Source organism: Streptosporangium sp. NPDC053982, assembly GCF_055585205.1.
The window spans coordinates 344,801-359,921 of the sequence record NZ_JBVJKQ010000004.1 but is presented as its reverse complement, the minus strand read 5'-3'; the positions used below and the strand labels follow the sequence as shown (position 1 = coordinate 359,921).

Here is a 15,121-nt window from a genome sequence, read left to right as displayed (position 1 = left end):
TCTATCACCCGCTCCCCGCCCGGGCTATCATGTTCTGGGTGGTGGTGCTCAACGCCCACACCCTGGTGTCCAACCCGCACTCACCGCCGGCCCCCGGGGCCCCCCCCGCCCGCGGGCGCCCCCGGGGACCGGACGCGTCGCGGCCGGGCCGCAGGAAGCGGCCCGGCGGCGGATCACGGGTCGAGGTCGGCGGCGCCCCGCTCGGCGAAGACCCGCATCGCCTTGGAGGTGATCGGGCCCGGCGCGGCCGGCAGAACGGTCTGGTCGACCGCGCGGATGGGCTGGATGTCGCGGGTGGTGGAGGTCAGGAACGCCTCCTCGGCCTCGTGGAGGGCCGACAGCGGGACGTCCTCCTCGGTGCCGCCGCACCACTCCAGGGTGAGCGCCCGGGTGACCCCGGCCAGGCAGCCGGAGGCCAGGGTGGGGGTGATCAGCCGTCCGTCGCGGACGATGAAGACGTTGCTCCCGGTGCCCTCGCAGAGGTTCCCGGCGAGGTTGGCGAAGATCGCCTCGCCGCCGCCCCGCGCCTTGGCGTAGGAGAGGGCCTTGGCGTTGTCGCCGTAGGAGGTGCTCTTCACCCCGGCGAGCGCGCCGCGCTCGTTGCGCGGCCAGGGCACGACGGTGACGTCGGCGGCGGCCGGGAAGGGCTTCTGCTCGCCGACGATCACCACGGCGGTGCAGCCCTGGTCGCCGCGATCGGAGCCGAGCGGCCCGGGGCCGCTGGTGTAGGTGACGCGGATCCGGCCGAGCGGCCAGGCGGGGGCCTCGGCGAGGCAGGCCCGCACGCCCTCGGCGATCGCCTCGGTGTCGGGCTCGGGCAGGTCCATGCGCCGCGCGGAGAGCCGGAGCCGGTCGAGATGGCGGGTGAGCGCGAAGGAGACGCCGTTCACGCATTTGATCGTCTCGAACACGCCGTCGCCGACCATCAGCCCGTGGTCGAAGACCGACACCGTGGCGCTGTCCGCCGGAACGAGTTTCCCGTTGACCCATACGGGGGTGTTCATCAGTTTCCTCCTGAACCTGCCGAACCGGATGTGGAGGCGAGCGCGACCAGCCGCGCGGCCTTCAACTCGGTCTCGTGCCATTCGCGTCGTGGATCGCTGCCCCAGGTGATGCCCGCGCCGGTGCCGAAGCGGATCTCGCCGGAGGAGATCCAGAAGGTGCGGATGCCCACGGCCAGCGACGCCCGGTCCCGGTCGGCGTCGACCCAGCCCACAGCACCACAGTAGGGCCCCCGCGGTTCGGGTTCGAGTTCATCGATGACACCGAGCGCGGTGGATTTGGGCGCGCCGGTCACCGAACCGGGCGGGAACGTCGCCGTCAGCAGCTCCGGCCAGCCGTATCCGGGGGCGAGCCGGGCCCGGACCGTGGAGACCAGGTGCACCAGGCCGGGGTGCTCCTCGACCTCGCACAGGGCCGGCACGGTGACCGAGCCGACCTCGGCGACCCGGCCCAGGTCGTTGCGGACCAGGTCGACGATCATCACGTTCTCGGCGCGGTCCTTCTCCAGCAGGTCGTCCGCGGTGGCGCCGGTCCCCTTGATCGGCCTGGACTCGACCGTGTCTCCGTCCCGCGACAGGTAGAGCTCCGGGGAGGCCGACACCACGCTGCGGCCGGGCAGGCACACCGTGGCGGCGTACGGGGCGGGGTTGCCCTCGGCCAGCCGTACGGCCAGCGCCAGCGGGTCCGCGTCCCCGGGCAGCGGCGCGGTCAGCACCCGGCACAGGTTGGCCTGGTAGACGTCGCCGCGCTCGATGCGGGCGCGGATGCGGCGCACCCCCTCCTCGTAGGCGGCCCGGTCGAGGGAGCTGCGCCACGCCGAGGGGGCGGGGCCGCGCCAGGGGCGGCGGGGCGCGGGCAGCGGCGCGCGGCGGACGTCGTCGAACCGCGCGCAGGTAACCTTGCCCTCGTAGTCGAGCACGACGGCCCACCAGCCCTCGCCGTCGAGCGCGGACACGTCGGTGGTGACGTCGCGGAGCCGGGTGGCCAGGAACCCCCCGGCGTGGGCGAACGAGTCGTGCATGCGGCTATTGTCCCGCTGATGCGTGCGGCTGCCGTCCCACCGTCTCCACCGTCTCCGTGAGCAGCCCCACCAGCGCGCGGGCCGCGGGCAGGGGCGTGCGGGGCAGGGCGGTGGAGACCGTCCGGCGCGGGGCGGACCCGCCGAGGGAGCGCAGCACCAGGCCGGCCGGTACGGCGGGCGCGGCCAGGGCCGGCACCAGGGTGACGCCGAGCCCCGCCGCGACGTACCCGAACTTGCCGGTCCACTCGGCGATCCTGACGGTGGCGCGGGGGGCGAAGCCGGCGCGGGCGCACGCCTGGGCGAGCAGGGTCGTCCCGCCGGGCGGCGGCGCCTCGATCCAGGTCTCCTCGCGCAGCTCGCGCAGGTCGACGACCTCCAGCCCGGCCAGCCGGTGCCCGCGGGGCAGCGCGACCAGCAGTTCCTCCTCCACCAGCCCGGTGAGCTCCACGTCCTCGTCGTAGGGCAGTCCGGCCGGGTAGTCGCTGACCACCGCGACGTCCAGCTCCCCCTCGCGCATCCGGCGCAGCAGGCCGCCGCTGGGGCCCTCGACGGGGGTGAGGGCCACGTCGGGGAAGCGGTCGGCGAAGGCGCGCAGCGCGCCGGGGACCAGTGCGACGTTGGCGGTGGCGAACGCGCCGACGCGCAGCGTGCCCCGGTGCCCGCCGTGGATGCCGGCCAGTTCCTCCTCGGCGCGGGCCAGCCGGTTCAGCACCACCCGGGCGTGGTGGTGCAGCGCCTGCCCGGCCGGGGTGAGCCGGACGCCCCGGGCGAGGCGGTCGAACAGCGGGCCGCCCGCCTGCGTCTCCAGGGCGGCGATACGCCGGGAGACGGCCGACTGGGTGTAGTTGAGCCGGGCCGCGGCCGCGGTGAACGAGCCGGTGGCGGCCACGGCGTCCAGCAGGCGCAGCGCGTCGGTGTCGAACACATTCCTCCTACGCATGGATGACATGAAATGTAGTCGCTGGTGGAATGGCACGCGCGTCCGTACGGTGACACCCATGATTGCTTTCCTCGGTCTGGGGCGCATGGGCGCCCCCATGGCCGGCCGCCTCATCGCGGCCGGGCACAAGGTCACGGTGTGGAACCGCACCCCCCGCACGCTGGAGGGGGCGGCCGTCGCCGGCTCCCCCGCCGCGGCGGTGGCGGAGGCGGAGCTGGTGGTCACCATGCTCAGTGATCCCGAGGCGGTCCGCGGGGTGCTCACCGAGGCGCTCCCCGGCCTGCGCCCGGGGACCCTGGTGGCGGAGATGTCCACGATCGGGCCGGAGGCGGTGGCCGGGCTCCGCGCGTTGCTCCCCGTGGGGGTGGGCCTGGTGGACGCTCCGGTGCTGGGCAGCGTGGGGCCCGCGCGGGACGGCACACTGACCGTGCTCGCCGGCGGCGCGCCGGAGGACCTGGCGCGCTGCCGTGAGGTGCTGAAGGTGTTCGGCCGGGTCCGGGAGGCCGGTGGGCCGGGCGCGGGGGCCGCGCTCAAGGTGGCGGTGATGAGCGCGCTGGTCCCCGCCCAGGTGCTGCTGGCCGAGACCCTGGCCCGCGCGGAGGCCGGCGGTGTGGACCCCGGCGTGCTGCTGGACGTGCTGGGCGGCACCCCGCTGGGCGGGCTCGTCGAGCGGGTGCGGCCCGCGGCCGAGAACGGCCCCTTCGAAACCCGCTACGCCCTCGGGCTGGCCGCCAAAGACCTGACGCTGGCGTCCCCCGGGACGGGGACGATCACGGCGGCGGCCAGGGACAGGCTGCTGGAGGCGGCCGCGGCGGGGCTGGGCGGCGCCGACCTGACGGCGGTCTTCGGCCACCTGCGGGCGGCCCGCCGTACGGAGGACCGTACGGCGGGCGGCGCGGACATCCTCGATCATGCCGCCGCCGGAGGGGTGAGGCCGAGCAGGGGCGTGGCGAAGGTGAACCCGGCGTCGGTACCGGCCACCAACGGCCGCTACTCGCACGCGACGAAGGCGGCGGGCCTGCTGTTCGTCTCCGGGCAGGTCGCGCTGGACGGAGAGGGACGGGTCGTCGGCGAGGACGACATGACCCGCCAGTCGGAGCACGTGATGGAACTGCTGGCGCGGATCCTCGCCGACCAGGGCTGCACGTTCGACGACGTCACCCACATCCGGACCCATCTGACCGACATGTCGAGGCTGCTGGAGTACGCGGCGGTCCGCGGCCGGTACATCACCGGCGAGCCTCCGGCCAGCACCACCGTGGAGGTGTCGCGGCTGTTCCGGCCGGGGCTGATGATCGAGGTGGAGGTGATCGCCGCCCTGCCCGCGGAGCGGTGACCGGTCCGCGGGGCCACACCGGGTACGGCAGGCCGGGCGGACGCCTCCGGCCGCGCGCGGGGGCGGCGGACCGGGGCGCCCCGGCCGCCTGACGGCTCCGGTGAGCCGGCCGCCGCCCGTCCCGGGGTGACGGCGGGGCTCAGGCCAGGGGGCCGGTGACCGCCTCGGCCGCCGCGACGACCGAGTCGTCGGCCACGAGCCGGACCGTCGACTCGATCTCCGGCGCGAGGAAGCGGTCGGGTCCGGGGCCGGAGACCGCCTGGCGCAGGCAGGCCACCACGGCGGCCGTGGCGGGGGCGGGCCGCAGGGGCGCCCGCATGTCCAGCGCGCGGGCCGCGGTGAGGATCTCCACCGCCAGTACCCGGGTGAGCCCGTCCACCGACCGGCGCAGCTTGCGGGCGGCCGACCAGCCCATGGAGACGTGGTCCTCCTGCATCGCGGAGCTGGGGATGGAGTCCACGCTCGCGGGCACGGCCAGGCGCTTGAGCTCGGAGACGATCGCCGCCTGGGTGTACTGGGCGATCATGTGGCCGGAGTCCACACCGGGGTCGTCGGCCAGGAAGGCCGGCAGGCCGTGGCTGCGGGCGACGTCCAGCATGCGGTCGGTGCGGCGCTCGGAGATGCTCGCCATGTCCGCGGCGGCGATGGCCAGGAAGTCCAGCACGTATCCGACGGGGGCTCCGTGGAAGTTGCCGTTGGACTCCACCCGGCCGTCGGCCAGGACCGCCGGGTTGTCGATCGCCGAGGCCAGTTCCCGGGCGGCGACCGACGCGGCGTGTGCCAGGGTGTCGCGGGCGGCCCCGGCGACCTGCGGGGCGCAGCGCAGGGAGTAGGCGTCCTGGACACGGGTGCAGGTGCCGTCCCGGTGGGAGTCCATGATCTGCGATCCGGCCAGCAGCGCGCGGAGGTTGGCGGCGCTGGCGGCCTGGCCGGGATGCGGGCGCAGGGCCTGCAGGTCGGCGGCGAAGACGCGGTCGGTGCCCAGCAGCGCCTCGATGCTCATGGCCGCGCCGACGTCGGCGACGCGGAACAGCCGGGTGAGGTCGTCCATGGCCAGGATCAGCATGCCGAGCATGCCGTCGGTGCCGTTGACCAGGGCGAGGCCCTCCTTGGCGGCCAGTTCCACCGGCTCGACGCCCGCCTGCTTCAGCGCCTCGGCGGCGTCCGTCAGCCGCCCGGAGGCGTCACGGACGACGCCCTCACCCATGATCGTGAGCGCCACGTGGGAGAGGGGGGCCAGGTCTCCGGAGCAGCCGAGGCTGCCGTACTCGTGGACCACGGGGGTGATGCCGGCGTTGAGGAGGCCCTGGAGCGCCTTGGTGGTCTTCGGGCGCACGCCGGTGTGGCCGGTCGCCAGGGTGCGCAGGCGCAGCAGCATCAGCGCCCGGGTGACCTCGGTCTCCACCTCGGGCCCCGACCCGGCGGCGTGCGAGCGGATCAGGGAGCGCTGGAGCCTGGCGCGCAGCGAGGGCTCGATGTGCCGGGTGGCGAGGGCTCCGAACCCGGTGGAGACCCCGTAGGCCGGGACGGGGCTCTCGGCCAGCTCGTCCACCCGGGTACGGGCCGCGGCCACGGCCGCCACGGCGTCGTCGGTCAGGTGCACCGTCGCCCCGTGCCGGGCCACTTTGACGACGTCGTCGAAGCTCAGCGGCTCGGTCCCGACGTTCACGACCTCGTTGTCGCGCATGGTGTCACTCTCTCGCGGTGGATGGTAACTGGTGTATGTGATGTTAGACCCTTACAAGCGGAGGTGGCCGCCCCGCCATCGTCACCCGGTCCGCCGTCTTCCACCACTCGCCGGAGTGCCTCATTCAGGGAGCCGGAAGGCCCTCTTTCCGGGGCCCCGGCGCGCTCCGGTTTGGGGAGTCGGCCGCCATTCGCTAGAGTTCTACCCGTGAGACCGGGCCTCGGCCCGGAAGTCGCACGCGGAAGTGGCTCAGTGGTAGAGCATCACCTTGCCAAGGTGAGGGTCGCGGGTTCGAATCCCGTCTTCCGCTCGGAAGGGGCCTGCGGGCCCTCACTCGGTGGAGTGGCCGAGAGGCGAGGCAACGGCCTGCAAAGCCGTCTACACGGGTTCAAATCCCGTCTCCACCTCTGGCTTCGACGAGGACGATTAGCTCAGCGGGAGAGCGCTTCCCTGACACGGAAGAGGTCACTGGTTCAATCCCAGTATCGTCCACCCAGGAGAGACCCCAGGCCGGCGGCCTGGGGTCTTCTGTTTTCCGGAGCCGCGACGCACCGCGGACGGGCACACCGCGGCGACCGCACCTCCGCGGAGCACCCACGGCAGGCGCACCGCCTCCGGGCGCACGGTCCCGCCTCCGGCGAGTGCTCCGCCGGCCCGGGTCCGGAGGTCTCCCCCATCAACCGTTCGGTGGATTCCGGGGGCGCCGTCCCTCGGTGACCCTCGGAGCATGACAGTCATCGAGATCGAGGGCCTGAGGAAGAGCTATCGGACCGTCAGGGCGGTGGAGGACGTCTCACTGACGGTGGAGCGCGGCGAGATCTTCGGCGTCGCGGGCCCCAACGGGGCGGGGAAGACCACGGTCGTGGAGTGCGCGTCGGGACTGCGGGACCGGGACGGCGGCACCCTGCGGGTGCTGGGACTGGATCCGCGGACCGATCGCCGTGAGCTGCTGCAACGCGTCGGAGCCCAGCTGCAGGAGGCGGCCCTGCCCGACGCGATCAAGGTCGATGAGGCGCTACGGATGTACGCCTCCTTCTATGACGAGCCCGCCGACTGGCGGACGCTCATGGACGAGTGGGGGCTGACGGCGAAGAGACGCCACGGCTTCGCGAGCCTGTCCGGCGGCTGGAAGCAGCGGCTGTTCATCGCACTGGCCCTGGTCGGCGACCCCGAGGTCGTCTTCCTCGACGAGCTCACCACGGGCCTGGACCCCGCCGCCCGCCGTACGACCTGGGGCCTGATCCGCGCCATGCGCGAACGCGGCGTCACCGTCGTGCTGGTCACCCACTTCATGGACGAGGCCGAGGCGCTGTGCGACCGTCTCGCGGTCATCGACCACGGGCGGGTCATCGCCGCGGGCACCCCGTGCGAGCTGATCGCACAGGGGCGATCCGGCTCGCTGGACGAGGCGTACTTCGCGCTGACCCGAGGGGACGGCGTGTGAAGGGCGCCGGGCACGTCATCGCGGTCGAGCTCAGGCTGATCGCGCGTGACCCGATGTCGGCGTTCTTCGCCCTGGCCTTCCCCGCGATCATGTTGTGGGTCAAGCTGCGCACCGGCCGGCCGCTGCCGGGCGGCCTGCCGGCCGTCGACGCCACGGTGCCGATGCTGAGCGTCTTCGTCATCGGCCTGGCCGCGCTGGTCATCCTCCCCGCCACCCTCGCCGGGTACCGGGAACGCCGGGTGCTGAAGAGGCTGCGTGCCACCCCCGCCTCGCCCACCATGCTGTTCGCCGCCCAGTGGGCCGCCCACATGCTGCTGGCCGCGCTCGGAACGGCGCTGCTGGTCGTCGCCGGCCTGGCCTTCTACGGACTGGCTGCGCCCGCGAACGCGGCGGGCGTCCTGCTGGCGTGGACGCTCGGCGCACTGAGCCTCGGCTCCATCGGCCTCCTCGTCGGCGCGCTCGCCCCCGGCGGCCGCACCGCGACGGTGATCGGACTGAGCCTCTTCTTCCCGATGGGGTTCGTATCCGGCGCCGTCATCCCCCGCGAGACCATGTCCGGTTCGATGCGTGCCATCGGTGACCTGACCCCCATGGCCCCCGCCGTGCGGGCGATCCGTGACGGCTGGGCCGGTGGCGCGACCTCCCCGGTTACCCTGGGCGTCATGGTCGCGATATCGATCGTCGCCGGCGGTGTCGCCCTCCGGGCGTTCCGGTGGTAGCGGCCGACGATCCCACCGTCGCACGGGGGGATCGCGTCTGGATCGCCCTGCCGTACCTGTTCATCCTGCTTCCGGCGGTCTTCGCCCTGCCGCGGGGCTGGAGGCCGGAGGTGCCGTTCCTGGTGCTGCTCGTCGCGGCCTGGCACTGGTTCATGGTCACGTCACGCCCCGGCCGGACCGGACGGCCGGCGGCGGTGATCGTCTATTTCGTCGTGATGCTCGCCGTCATCGGGATGCTGATCAGGATCGACACGCTGTTCACGGTGACGGCCCTGGTGATGTTCGTCCAGTCCTTCACCCTGATCCCGGGGTGGTGGGCGTACGCGGGGGTGGCCGCGACGGCCGGTGTGCTGGTCGTCGCCCGTCCGGGGCATGAACGGACCCCGGGCGAGATGCTCTTCGCCTTCCTCGCCGCGCTGCTGGTCGCCTCCGCGATCGGCCTGGTCGGCCAGGCCGTCCGCCGGCAGAACGAGAACCGCAGGGTGATGATCGCGAGGTTGCGGGAGGCCGGGGCCGAACTGACCGCCCTCGCGGAGGAGAACGCGAGCCTGCAGGCCCGGTTGCTGACCAGCGCCCGTGAGGCCGGCGTGCTCGCGGAGCGGCAGCGGATGGCCAGGGAGATCCACGACACCGTCGCCCAGGGGCTGGCCGCCGTCATCACCCAGCTCGAAGCCGCCGACGCCGTGATCGGTGACGCATCCGCCGTCCGCGCGCGCCTGGACACGGTGCGGACCCTGGCCAGGGAGAGCCTGAACGACGCCCGGCGCTCGGTTCAGGCGTTGCGCCCCGCGCCGCTGGACGAGGCCCAGCTCGTCGCCGCCCTGCACGACGTCGCCGGGAAATGGTCACGGGCCGCCGGCGTTCCCGTGTCCGTGTCGGTCACCGGCGACCCCCGGCCGCTGCATCCGGAAGTGGAGATCACCTTGCTGCGGGTGGCGCAGGAGGCGTTGACCAACGTCGGCAAGCACGCCTCGGCCACCCGGGTCGGCCTCACCCTGTCCTACATGGAGGATGTGGCGGTGCTGGACGTGCGCGACGACGGCTCCGGCTTCGTTCCCGGGGCGACGGACCCCTCGCAGGCGGGCGGCTTCGGCCTCATCGCGATGCGCCAGCGGATCATCCGTCTGGCCGGCGCCTTCGAGGTCGAGACGGCCCCCGGCCAGGGGACGGGGATCTCCGCCACCGTTCCGGCCATCCCCGCGGGCGCGGATCCGGAATCGTCCGGCCGCTCCGGAAAGGCGCGGTGAGACATGCCGATCCGTCTGGTCATCGTCGACGACCACCCGGTCGTCCGTGACGGGCTGCGCGGGATCTTCGCCGGGGACGACGCCTTCAAGGTCGTCGGTGAGGCGGCCGACGGGCCGGAGGCACTCGTCGTGGCCCTGCGGACCGCCCCCGACGTCGTGCTCCTGGACCTGCGCATGCCGAAGATGAGCGGCGCGGAGGTCATCCGGCGGCTCCGCGAACAGGCTCCCGGCGTCCACGTGCTGGTCCTGACCACCTTCGACGACGACACCGACGTCCTGCCCGCCATCGAGCGGGGCGCCACCGGCTACCTGCTCAAGGACACCCCGCGCGCCGAACTGTGCCGCGCCGTACGGGCGGCGGCCCGGGGCGAGACGGTGCTGTCGGCCACCGTGGCGGGTGTGCTGGCGGACCGGGCGCGCGCGTCCGGCCCGCACGCGACCGGGCCACGGGCGTCCGGACCTCGGGCGCTGAGCCGCCGGGAGCTGGAGGTGCTCGGGCTCGTCGCCCGTGGCGCGACGAACCGCGAGGTCGCCTCGAGACTGTTCGTCACCGAGGCCACGGTGAAGACGCATCTGCTGCACGTCTTCGCCAAACTCGAGGTGAAGGATCGGGCGGCGGCGGTGGCGGCGGCGTACGAGACCGGCCTGCTCAGGCCGGGTGCCGCGGACTGAGCAATGGCCTGAGCCGGCGCCGTGACCGCAGGGGGCCGCCTCCCCGCTCAGCCGTTAGACGGCCTCTCCGGCAGACGGGCCTGCGCCCCGTGCGGCCCGCCGGGGGAGGCCGGCGGTACGGCGCGGCGGGTGCGGTGCCCGGCGACCCGGGCCCTGGTGGCGCAGCGGGAGGAGCAGAAGCGCCGGGGGCTGCCCGGGGAGGAGTCGGCGAAGGGGCGGTCGCATCCCGGCGCGGCGCAGATGCCTCCGGGCATCCGCCGGTGCTCGGTGAGCAGCATGGCCAGGGCCATGGCGGAGGAGACCAGGAACCACTCGGCCCAGGGGGCGTCGTCCTCGCCGTCGGCGTGCAGGTGCCAGTCGGCGGTGCCGTCGTGGGTGGTCAGCCGGGGCGGCCGGGCGGACTCGGCGAGGATCCGGTTGAGCAGCCCGGCGGCCTCGTCGAGGTCGGCGGCGGCGAAGACCTCGCGCAGCCGGGCCGCCGCCTCCCGCATGGCGGCGACGTCGCCGGCGGTGAGGCCGAGGTCGCCACCCGGGCCGCGCTCGCCGTACGCGCGGAGCACCTCGCTCACGTTCTCGACGGCCGGGGTGTCCAGCAGCACCGCGACCAGGTCTGCCGCGCGGTCGGCCGTGTTCCTCGTGGATCTGAGCACGCCCCCTAGTGTAACGTCTTATGAATGAGAAGCCGTTACAGACTCGCCGGATATCTGGCGGGCACCGTCGCGGCCCGGACCGGCGACGACACGTCGGGGCCCGCGTTGCTGCTCCTGGGGCTCTCCGCGACCGGGTCGGTGACCGTCGCCTCGTCGCTGCTCGCCGGGCTGACGATCTCCTCGGCGGTGGGCGGCCCGGTCTTCGGCGCCCTGCTGGACCGCTCCCCGCGGCCGGGCCGCATGCTGGCGGGGGCGCTGGCGGCCTACGCCGCCGGGCTCCTGGTCATCCTGCTGGCCCTGGGGCATGTCCCGACACCGGCGCTGGTCGGCGTCGCGGTGCTCGCCGGGGTGCTGGGGCCCGCGCTGACCGGCGGCTGGACGGCCCAGCTGCCGCTGGTCGCCGGGGATGACGACCTGCGGCGGGGCAGCGCGCTGGACGGCCTGACGTACAACGTGGCGAGCCTGGGCGGGCCCGCGCTGGCCGGGGCGCTGGCCACGGCGGCCGGGGCGCCGGCGGCGGTCGCGGTGTCGATCGGGCTGGTGCTGCTGGCCGTACCGGCGGCCTGGACGCTCCCGGCCCGCTCCCCCGCGCGGGAGGACGCGGCGCGGAGAGAGGCCGCGCGGGAGGACGCGGCGCGGGAGGGCTCGAAGGGGGCGCCTGAGGCCGGGGACGCGGGTGCGGCGGGCGCGGCGCGCGAGCCGCTGTGGCGTGACATGGCCGCGGGGCTGTCGGCGATCACCCGGCACCCCCGGCTGCGGCGGGCCACCCTCACCACGACGGTGTCCTTCGCCGGGGCGGGCGTCCTGACGGTCTGCGCGCCGCTGCTCGGCGCCCGGCTCACCGGGGAGGACGGCTACGGCACGCTGCTGCTGTCCGCGCTGGCGGCGAGCGCGCTGGTGGCCAACATGGTCCTGGCCCGCCGCCCGCCCGCCGTGCCGGACCGGGTCATCCTGCTGGGCACGCTGCCGATCGCCGCGGGCTCGGTGCTGGCCGCCGTGGCCGGCTCCCCGGCGACGGCGGTGGTCGCCGCGGTGCTGGCCGGTCTCGGTCAGGGGCCGCAGCTCATCGCGGTGCTCGTGGTACGGCACCGCGACGCGCCCGAGCGGCTGCGCGGGCAGGTCTTCACCACGGCGGCGAGCCTGAAGATCAGCGCCTTCGCGGTCGGCTCGGCGGTCGCCGGGCCGCTGGCCGAGCACTCGGTGCCGGCGGCCCTGCTGACCGGGGCCGGGGTGCAACTCCTGGCCGCCCTGGTCTACCTGGTGTCCGGGCCGCGCTCAGGGCAGCAGCTCCCGGGAGATCGCCCGCATGGCCTGCTCGTGCGCCCATCCGGCGTCGCGGCCGGGCAGCCCGAGTAACACGTCGCCCGCGAGGCTGTCCATGATCCGGCAGATCCGCCCGGCGAAGTCCTCCGGGTCGTCCAGCGGGCGGAACACCCCCTCCCCCGCCCCCCGGACCGCGAGGGCGGCCAGTTCGCGGACCCAGGTGCCGGTGAAGGAGGCGATCCGGGTCAGCGTCTCCTCGTCCCGGGGCGGCTGGGCGACGATCTGGGCCCACAGCCGCCAGCGGACGTCGCCCGCGCCGCCGGGGAGGTACAGCTCCACCAGCCGCCGGACCGCCTCGACCGGGTCGGCGACGGCCGTGAGCTCGGCCGTGCGGCGCTCGGCCAGCTCGTCCTCGCTGAGCAGGAGGGTCGAGACGATCAGCCGGTCGCGCCTGCCGAAGTAGTACATGACGTGGCCGCTGCTCATGCCGGCCCGCTCGGCGATGTCGCGGACCCGCAGCCGCTCCGGCCCCACCTCGTCGATCGCCTGCAGCGCCGCCCGGAGCACGTGGGCTCGCACGTCGGGGCGCGCCGGCTTCGCAGTCATGGCTCATCACCGTACCTGTTTAGAATGCCGTTCTAAGTTTGAAATCCGTTCTAAGGGAGATCGCGTGCGGCTGACACCGACGGAACGCGACCGGCTCCTGCTGTTCACCGCGGCGGAGCTGGCGCGGGCGAGGAAGGCCAGGGGCCTGCGGCTCAACGTGCCCGAGGCCACCGCGCTGGTCGCCGACGCGGTCTGCGAGGCCGCCCGCGACGGCGCCCGGCTGGCCGAGGCCGTCGCGGCGGGCCGCGCCGTGCTGGGCCCGGACGACGTGCTGCCCGGGGTGGCCGACGTCGTCACCGAGGTGATGGTCGAGGCGGTCTTCGACGACGGCACCCGGCTGGCCGTGGTGACGGACCCGTTCGGCGGCGGCTCCCTCGGGGACGCCGCCCCCGGCGCGGTCATCGAGGCGCCCCGGGAGGCGCCGGCGGAGGAGGACGCCGTCGAGGTCGAGGTGGTCAACACCGCGACCGTGCCGATCAGCGTCACCTCGCACTTCCACTTCTTCGAGGTGAACCCGCGGCTGCGGTTCGACCGGGCGGCGGCCTACGGGCGGCGCCTGGCCGTCCCCGCGGGCTCGACCGTGCGCTTCGACCCGGGCGAGGGCCGTACGGTCCGGCTGACGCCCATCGGCGGCGCGCGGGTGGCGATCGGGTTCGCCGGGCTGGTGGACGGGCCGCTGGACGCGCCCGGCGCCTTCGAGCGGGCCATGGACAAGGCGCGGGCCTGCGGGTATCTCGGCGGCGAGGAGACGGGCGGGGCCGGCGGCCCCGCACACCCCCGGCCGGCCGGACCGGCGGGAACGGGCGAGGGGGGCGGCAGGTGAGCGTGTACGGCCCGCGCAGGGGCGACCGGGTCAGGCTGGGCGACTCCGGCCTGGTGGTGGAGGTCGAGCACGACGCCCACCGGCCGGGGGACGAGTTCATCGCCGGATTCGCCAAGACCGCGCGCGACGGGCTGCACCTGAAGGCCGCCTCGGTCCGCGACACCTGCGACCTGGTGATCAGCAACGTCCTGATCCTGGACCCGTTCCTGGGCGTGCGGACCGCCTCGATCGGCGTCCGGGAGGGGCGGATCCACGCGATCGGCCGGGCCGGCAACCCCGACACCCTCGACGGCGTGGACGTGGTGGTCGGCACCGGCACCGCGATCGTGTCCGGCGAGGGGCTGATCGCCACGGCCGGGGCGATCGACACCCACGTGCACCTGCTCAGCCCGCGCATCATGGAGGCGTCCCTGGCCTCCGGCGTCACCACGATCATCGGCCAGGAGTTCGGGCCGGTCTGGGGCGTCGGGGTGAACTCGCCGTGGGCGCTGCGCCACGCGTTCAACGCCTTCGACGCCTGGCCGGTGAACATCGGGTTCCTGGCGCGCGGCTCGTCCTCCGGCGCGGCCCCGCTGGTGGAGGCCCTCGCCGAGGGCGGCGCGAGCGGATTCAAGGTGCACGAGGACATGGGGGCGCACACCCGGGCGCTGGACACCGCGCTGCGGGTCGCCGAGGAGCACGACGTGCAGGTGGCCCTGCACACCGACGGCCTGAACGAGTGCCTGTCGGTGGAGGACACCCTGGCCGTGCTCGACGGGCGCACGATCCACGCCTTCCACATCGAGGGCTGCGGCGGCGGCCACGTGCCGAACGTGCTGCGGCTGGCCGGCGTTCCCAACGTCATCGGCTCCTCCACCAACCCGACGCTGCCCTTCGGCCGCGACGCGGTCGCCGAGCACCACGGGATGATCGTCTCGGTGCACGGCCTGCGGCCCGAGCTGCCGGGGGACGCCGCGCTGGCCAGGGACCGGATCCGGGCCGGCACGATGGGGGCCGAGGACGTGCTGCACGACCTCGGGGTCATCGGCATCACCTCCTCCGACGCCCAGGGCATGGGCCGGGCGGGCGAGACGGTGCGCCGGACGTTCGCCATGGCGGGGAAGATGAAGGCCGAGCTGGGCGCCCCGGAGCGGCACGACAACGAACGGGTGCTGCGCTACCTCGCCAAGCTGACGATCAACCCGGCCATCGCGCACGGCCTGGCGCACGAGGTCGGCTCGCTGGAGCCGGGCAAGCTGGCCGACATCGTGCTGTGGCGGCCGGACCACTTCGGCGCCAAGCCGCAGCTCGTGCTGAAGGCCGGCTTCCCCGCCTACGGCGTCACCGGCGACCCGAACGCCTCCACCGACATCTGTGAGCCGCTGGTGCTGGGCCCGCAGTTCGGTGCGCACGGCGCGACCGCCGCCGACCTGTCGGTGGCGTTCGTCAGCCGGGCCGCGGTCGAGTCCGGCGACGACCGCATGACCACCCGCCGCCGCCGGGTCGCCGTGCGCGGCACCCGCGGCATCGGCCCCGCCGACCTGGTGCGCAACGCGCGCCTGGGCGAGGTGCGGGTGGACGCGGCCGGCCTGGTCACCCTCGACGGCGACCCGGTGCGCTCGGAACCCGCCGAGTCGGTCTCGCTGAGCCGCCTGTACTTCCTCTGACCGTCCCGTCCCGCGGAGCCCCCGGGAGGCCGCCGGAGAGCCCGCGGCCTCCCCCGCCCCCTCAC

At 74.6% G+C, this 15,121-nt stretch carries 14 protein-coding genes and 3 tRNA genes; 11 read left to right on the top strand and 6 right to left on the bottom strand.

The genetic code is table 11. From position 1 onward, the window contains the following. Window positions 1–173 precede the first annotated feature (173 nt). The 3 genes from ACZ6W9_RS09120 to ACZ6W9_RS09110 are packed head-to-tail and all read right to left on the bottom strand — an operon-like array spanning window position 174 to window position 2,963. Window positions 174–1,004, bottom strand: coding sequence for an aminotransferase class IV (locus ACZ6W9_RS09120; protein WP_389969580.1), 831 nt, complete (start codon window positions 1,002–1,004; stop codon window positions 174–176). Then, the gene (locus tag ACZ6W9_RS09115) at window positions 1,004–2,023 is read right to left on the bottom strand and encodes a chorismate-binding protein (RefSeq protein ID WP_389969578.1); all 1,020 of its coding nucleotides are present in this window, start codon (window positions 2,021–2,023) and stop codon (window positions 1,004–1,006) included. Before ACZ6W9_RS09115 ends, ACZ6W9_RS09120 begins: the two co-directional genes overlap by 1 nt. A gap of 4 nt (window positions 2,024–2,027) precedes the next feature. After that, entirely contained in the window at window positions 2,028–2,963 is a 936-nt protein-coding gene (locus tag ACZ6W9_RS09110; RefSeq protein WP_389969576.1) for a LysR family transcriptional regulator, read from the bottom strand. A gap of 58 nt (window positions 2,964–3,021) precedes the next feature. Between ACZ6W9_RS09110 and ACZ6W9_RS09105 the strand changes: the two genes are divergently transcribed. Continuing rightward, window positions 3,022–4,299: an NAD(P)-binding domain-containing protein gene (locus tag ACZ6W9_RS09105; protein WP_470117121.1), complete on the top strand. Its 1,278-nt coding sequence runs from the start codon at window positions 3,022–3,024 to the stop codon at window positions 4,297–4,299. Between the two features lie 139 nt (window positions 4,300–4,438). On the opposite strand, the gene hutH is transcribed toward ACZ6W9_RS09105, so the two are convergent. Further along, window positions 4,439–5,986: a histidine ammonia-lyase gene (hutH, locus tag ACZ6W9_RS09100; protein ID WP_389969572.1), complete on the bottom strand. Its 1,548-nt coding sequence runs from the start codon at window positions 5,984–5,986 to the stop codon at window positions 4,439–4,441. Between the two features lie 238 nt (window positions 5,987–6,224). On the opposite strand from hutH, the gene ACZ6W9_RS09095 reads away from it, so the two are divergent. The 7 genes from ACZ6W9_RS09095 (at window position 6,225) to ACZ6W9_RS09065 (ending at window position 10,068) form a co-directional block, all read left to right on the top strand. Beyond that, window positions 6,225–6,296 (top strand) — tRNA-Gly (locus ACZ6W9_RS09095). A gap of 26 nt (window positions 6,297–6,322) precedes the next feature. Then, a tRNA-Cys gene (locus tag ACZ6W9_RS09090) sits at window positions 6,323–6,393 on the top strand. A 13-nt stretch (window positions 6,394–6,406) separates the two neighbouring features. After that, window positions 6,407–6,478 (top strand) — tRNA-Val (locus ACZ6W9_RS09085). A gap of 235 nt (window positions 6,479–6,713) precedes the next feature. Next, window positions 6,714–7,430 carry an ABC transporter ATP-binding protein gene (locus ACZ6W9_RS09080; protein ID WP_389969570.1) on the top strand — a complete coding sequence of 239 codons (717 nt, stop codon included), beginning with the start codon at window positions 6,714–6,716 and terminating at the stop codon, window positions 7,428–7,430. Next, on the top strand, window positions 7,427–8,149 hold the full coding sequence (locus tag ACZ6W9_RS09075; RefSeq protein ID WP_389969568.1) for an ABC transporter permease: 723 nt from the start codon (window positions 7,427–7,429) through the stop codon (window positions 8,147–8,149). The genes ACZ6W9_RS09080 and ACZ6W9_RS09075 overlap by 4 nt, the downstream gene beginning before the upstream one ends. Beyond that, complete coding sequence (locus ACZ6W9_RS09070; RefSeq protein WP_389969566.1) at window positions 8,143–9,396, top strand: sensor histidine kinase; 1,254 nt, start codon at window positions 8,143–8,145, stop codon at window positions 9,394–9,396. Before ACZ6W9_RS09075 ends, ACZ6W9_RS09070 begins: the two co-directional genes overlap by 7 nt. Before the next feature lie 3 nt (window positions 9,397–9,399). After that, complete coding sequence (locus ACZ6W9_RS09065; protein WP_470117118.1) at window positions 9,400–10,068, top strand: response regulator; 669 nt, start codon at window positions 9,400–9,402, stop codon at window positions 10,066–10,068. A 47-nt stretch (window positions 10,069–10,115) separates the two neighbouring features. Here ACZ6W9_RS09065 and ACZ6W9_RS09060 read toward each other — a convergent pair whose 3' ends face one another. Continuing rightward, window positions 10,116–10,718, bottom strand: coding sequence for a CGNR zinc finger domain-containing protein (locus ACZ6W9_RS09060; protein ID WP_470117116.1), 603 nt, complete (start codon window positions 10,716–10,718; stop codon window positions 10,116–10,118). Window positions 10,719–10,742: 24 nt separating this feature from the next. Here ACZ6W9_RS09060 and ACZ6W9_RS09055 point away from each other — a divergent pair, with 24 nt between their 5' ends. Continuing rightward, on the top strand, window positions 10,743–12,074 hold the full coding sequence (locus ACZ6W9_RS09055) for an MFS transporter (protein WP_389969560.1): 1,332 nt from the start codon (window positions 10,743–10,745) through the stop codon (window positions 12,072–12,074). On the opposite strand, the gene ACZ6W9_RS09050 is transcribed toward ACZ6W9_RS09055, so the two are convergent. Beyond that, a complete protein-coding gene (locus ACZ6W9_RS09050; RefSeq protein WP_389969558.1) occupies window positions 11,994–12,587 on the bottom strand; it encodes a TetR/AcrR family transcriptional regulator in 594 nt (197 codons plus the stop codon). The two genes, ACZ6W9_RS09055 and ACZ6W9_RS09050, sit on opposite strands and share 81 nt — an antisense overlap. A gap of 64 nt (window positions 12,588–12,651) precedes the next feature. On the opposite strand from ACZ6W9_RS09050, the gene ureA reads away from it, so the two are divergent. Together ureA and ACZ6W9_RS09040 are read left to right on the top strand one after the other, a co-directional pair. Then, window positions 12,652–13,410: an urease subunit gamma gene (ureA, locus tag ACZ6W9_RS09045; protein ID WP_389969557.1), complete on the top strand. Its 759-nt coding sequence runs from the start codon at window positions 12,652–12,654 to the stop codon at window positions 13,408–13,410. Further along, complete coding sequence (locus ACZ6W9_RS09040; RefSeq protein ID WP_389969555.1) at window positions 13,407–15,056, top strand: urease subunit alpha; 1,650 nt, start codon at window positions 13,407–13,409, stop codon at window positions 15,054–15,056. The genes ureA and ACZ6W9_RS09040 overlap by 4 nt, the downstream gene beginning before the upstream one ends. Window positions 15,057–15,121: the final 65 nt, after the last annotated feature.